This is a genomic window from Intrasporangium sp., from assembly GCF_032907665.1.
Classification (GTDB): domain Bacteria; phylum Actinomycetota; class Actinomycetes; order Actinomycetales; family Dermatophilaceae; genus Intrasporangium.
In genome coordinates, this window is the sequence record NZ_JAJJPG010000202.1 from 1 (window position 1) to 4424 (window position 4424).

A 4424-nucleotide genomic window follows, 5' to 3' on the forward strand; every position below is an offset into this window, starting at 1 on the left:
AAAGGCGGTGCAAGCTGCTCGAGTGGGGCGTCGCGACCTGCTCTCCCCGTCTCAGGCGTTGCGAGCCAGGCCGAGCTCGGCGGGCGAGGCGAGCGCCGGGTGCTTCGGCAGCACCCGGATGCTGTAGCCGAAGGATCCGGTGCGCGTGAGCAGCTGCTCCCCCGCGAAGTGGTAGGTCCCGTTGTCGTAGCCCTCGACGAGCTGCAGGGACGCCGCGATCGGTTCGCGCAGCTCGTCCGTGTCGGAGACCCGCCCGTGCACGAACTGCACCGCGACGTCCTCGGGCGTGAGGCCGCCGAGGTCGACGTAGGCGCTGACGTGCAGCGTGTCGCCGATCTGCGGCGAGTCGGACACGCCGGAGGGCTCCACGTGGTCGACACGCACCCGCGGCCACGCCTCCCGGACCCGGGCCTTGTAGGCGGCCAGCTCACGAGCACCCTTGAAGTCGGGGCCGTTGAGCGCACGGCCGGCACCGGCGGCCGGGCTGTAGAGCCGCTCCGTGTAGTCCTGGACCATGCGGCTCGCGAGGACCTTCGGCCCCAGCGTCGTCAGGGTGTGGGTGATCATCGAGATCCAGCCGTGCGGCAGCCCGGCCTCGTCGCGGTCGTAGAAGGTCGCGGCGACGTTGTTCTCGATGAGGTCGTAGAGCGCGGCGGCCTCGAGGTCGTCGCGCCGGTCCGGGTCCTCAACCCCGTCAGCGGTCGGGATCGCCCAGCCGTTGTGCCCGTCGAACCACTCGTCCCACCATCCGTCGAGGATGGACAGGTTGAGGCCGCCGTTGAGCGCCGCCTTCATGCCGGACGTGCCGCACGCCTCGAAGGGACGCAGCGGGTTGTTGAGCCAGACGTCGCAGCCGGGGTAGAGGCGCTGCGCCATGGCGATGTCGTAGTTCGGCAGGAAGACGATCCGGTGCCGGACCTCCGGGTCGTCGGCGAAGCGCACCATCTCCTGGATGAGGCGCTTGCCCGTCTCGTCTGCGGGGTGCGACTTGCCGGCGATGACGAGCTGGACCGGACGCTCCGGGTGGAGCAGGAGACGCTTGAGGCGCTCCGGGTCGCTGAGCATGAGGGTGAGCCGCTTGTAGGTCGGCACGCGCCGCGCGAAGCCGATCGTCAGGACCTCGGGGTCGAGCACGTCGTCGACCCAGCCGAGCTCGGCGTCGGTGGCGCCGCGCTTGAGCCACGACGACCGGACCCTGCGGCGCACCTCCTCGACGAGCGAGGCCCGCATGCCGCGCTTGACCTGCCAGATGGCGTCGGCCGGCACGTCGCCGACCCGCTCCCAGGCATTCTCACCTGCGACGTCCGCGGTGCCGAGGTGGTCGCGCGCCGCGTCGTAGACGGCACGGTCGACCCAGGTCGGCGCGTGGACGCCGTTGGTGATGCTCGTGATCGGCACCTCCTCCTCGTCGAACCCGGGCCACAGGCCCTCGAACATCTCGCGGCTCACGTGGCCGTGCAGCTGGGAGACGCCGTTGGCGCGCTGGGCGAGGCGCAGCCCCATGACGGCCATGTTGAAGATCCCCGGCTGGCCGCCCTCGTAGTCCTCCGCGCCGAGCGCCAGAAGTCGCTCGACCGGGACTCCCGGCATGGCGTTGTCGCCGCCGAAGAAGAGCTCGATCTTGTGGGCGTCGAAGCGGTCGATCCCTGCGGGCACCGGCGTATGGGTCGTGAAGACGGTCGCGGACCGGACCGCCTCGAGCGCCTCGTCGAAGGTGAGGCCGTGGTCGCGGACGAGCTCGGCGATCCGCTCCACTCCGAGGAAGCCGGCATGGCCCTCATTGGTGTGGTAGACCTCCGGCGCGGGCGCCCCGGTGAGTCGCGACCAGATTCGCAGGGCGCGGACGCCACCGACACCGAGGAGCAGCTCCTGCTCGAGGCGGGTGTCCCCGCCGCCGCCGTAGAGCGACTCGGTGACCTTGCGGCCGCTCTCGTCGTTGCCGGGGACGTCGGAGTCCAGCAGGAGCAGCGGCACGCGGCCGACCTGGGCGCGCCAGACGTGGGCGTGGAGGACACGGCCCGCCGGCAGGTCGATGGACACGACGGCCGGCTTTCCGTCGGCCTCGCGGACGAGGGAGAGGGGCAGGCCGTCGGGGTCGAGCACCGGATAGGACTCGAGCTGCCAACCGTCGCGGGAGAGGGACTGCTTGAAGTAGCCGGTCTGGTAGAAGAGGCCCACCCCGACGATCGGCACCCCGAGGTCGGAGGCCGTCTTGAGGTGGTCGCCGGCGAGGATGCCGAGACCGCCGGAGTACTGCGGGAGGACGGCCGTGATGCCGAACTCCGGGCTGAAGTAGGCGATCGCCGTCGGTGCGGCGAGGCCGGCTTCCTCCTGCTCCCGGCTCCATGACTGGTACCAGCGCTCGTTGGTGAGGTAGCTGTGGAGGTCCTCGTTGGCCGCGACGACCCGCCCGACGAACTCGTCGTCGGCCGCGAGGGCGTCGAGCTCGTCCGCGGACAGGCGCGACAGGAGTCGGACGGGGTCCTCCTTGGTGTCGGCCCACTTCTTCGGGTCGATGCTGGCGAAGAGGTCGCGCGTCGGCGGGTGCCACGACCAGCGCAGGTTGCTGGCCAGGACGCCGAGGCCCTCGATGCGGGTCGGCAGGACGGTGCGGACGCTGAAGCGACGGATAGCCTTCACGAGGGGACAGCATAGGCCCACGGCAAGATCTTGCAATCCTTGCAGTCCCTTTCCACAACACGCAGCCGTATGCCGCTGGGCTCGCTCCCGCTCCTCGTGACCTCGAGCGTTCGGGGCCACTCGACGCGCGGCCACGCACTCGAGTGGCCCCGCCGTCCACGACCCGGCCCAGCGGCATACGGAACGGCTTGGCAGAGGGGCGCCACGCGAAGTCCACGCGGCGCGCGGTGGGTGAGAATCGACGCTCATTCGATACGGTCGATCCGTGACTGGCTCACCCCCGACACCCCGTCCGAACCAGCCCCGCCGGCGGCCCGACAAGGCGGCCGCGAAACCTACGCCGGACCCCACCGCAACACCGGTCGCAGAGGTCGGGGTGACCGACGACAACGAGGCCGGCGCCGTGCACCTCGCCCCGGGGTCCCCCGTCAGCGCGCCACCGACCGTCGAGGGGATGCCCGGCGGCGCGATCCCCTTCGGGCGGATCCCGGTGCTCAACGTCCGTCCGCTCGTCGACTGCGGCGACCGCCCGGCCAAGTGCGTCGTCGACGAGGACTTCGTGGTCCGCGCCACGGTCTTCCGCGAGGGCCACGACGCGGTCAACGCGACCACCGTGCTCACGGACCCCGACGGACGGGACCACTACTACGCGATGCACTGCGACAACGTCGGACTGTCCGAGTGGAGCACGACGGTGCGCGCCGACCGGCCGGGCTGGTGGACCTACCGCGTGGAGGGCTGGTCCGACCCCTACGCGACGTGGGTGCACGACGCAGGGATCAAGATCGAGGCCGGCGTCGACGAGGAGCTCATGTGCGCCGAGGGGGTCCGCGTCCTCGATCGGTTCGCAGAGGCCGTCCGGGGCCTCGGCGTCGACGCCGGTGAGATCGACAAGGGCATCGCCGCGCTCCAGGACACCAGCATCCCGGCAGCACACCGCTTCGGCGCCGCCACCTCCCCTGAGATCGCCGGGCTCGCCGCCATGGTGCCGCTCCGCGAGTTCGTCTCCCCCACGCAGCGTCACCACCTGCTCGTCGAGCGGGAGCGCGCACTCTACGGCGCGTGGTACGAGATGTTCCCGCGCTCCGAGGGCGCCGTGCGCGATCCGGAGACCGGGACGTGGACGTCCGGCACCTTCCGCACCGCGGCGCAGCGTCTCCCCGCGATCGCCGACATGGGATTCGACGTCGTCTACCTCACCCCCATCCACCCCATCGGGACCACGGCCCGCAAGGGCCGCAACAACACCTTGGCCGCCGGTCCCGACGACCCCGGATCGCCCTACGCCATCGGCTCGCCCGACGGCGGCCACGAAGCCATCCACCCCGACCTCGGCACCTTCGAGGACTTCGACTTCTTCGTCGCCGAGGCCGGCCGCCATGGGCTCGAGGTCGCCCTCGACATCGCGCTCCAGGCCTCCCCCGACCACCCCTGGCTGCAGAGCCATCCCGAGATGTTCACGACCCGCGCGGACGGCACCATCGCCTACGCCGAGAACCCGCCGAAGAAGTACCAGGACATCTACCCGCTCAACTTCGACAACGACCCGGCGCGGGCCTACGCCGAGGTGCGGCGCGTCATCCAGGTGTGGCTCGACCACGGCATCCGGATCTTCCGGGTCGACAACCCGCACACCAAGCCGGTCGCCTTCTGGCAGTGGCTCATCGCCGACGTCGCGCAGGACCACCCCGAGACGATCTGGCTCTCCGAGGCCTTCACCAAGCCGGCCATGATGCACGCCCTCGCCAAGGCCGGATTCCAGCAGAGCTACACGTACTACGCGT

Annotated in this window: 2 protein-coding genes; one reads left to right on the forward strand and one right to left on the reverse strand. The window is 70.9% G+C overall.

Annotation, left to right across the window (positions count from 1 at the left end; translation table 11 throughout):
• Nucleotides 1–51: 51 nt before the first annotated feature.
• A complete protein-coding gene (gene glgP, locus LOY02_RS18060; RefSeq protein WP_317183757.1) occupies nucleotides 52–2640 on the reverse strand; it encodes an alpha-glucan family phosphorylase in 2589 nt (862 codons plus the stop codon).
• Nucleotides 2641–2905: 265 nt separating this feature from the next.
• On the opposite strand from glgP, the gene LOY02_RS18065 reads away from it, so the two are divergent.
• Nucleotides 2906–4424: maltotransferase domain-containing protein (locus tag LOY02_RS18065; RefSeq protein WP_410505976.1), on the forward strand; the 1519-nt coding region annotated here is incomplete at its 3' end.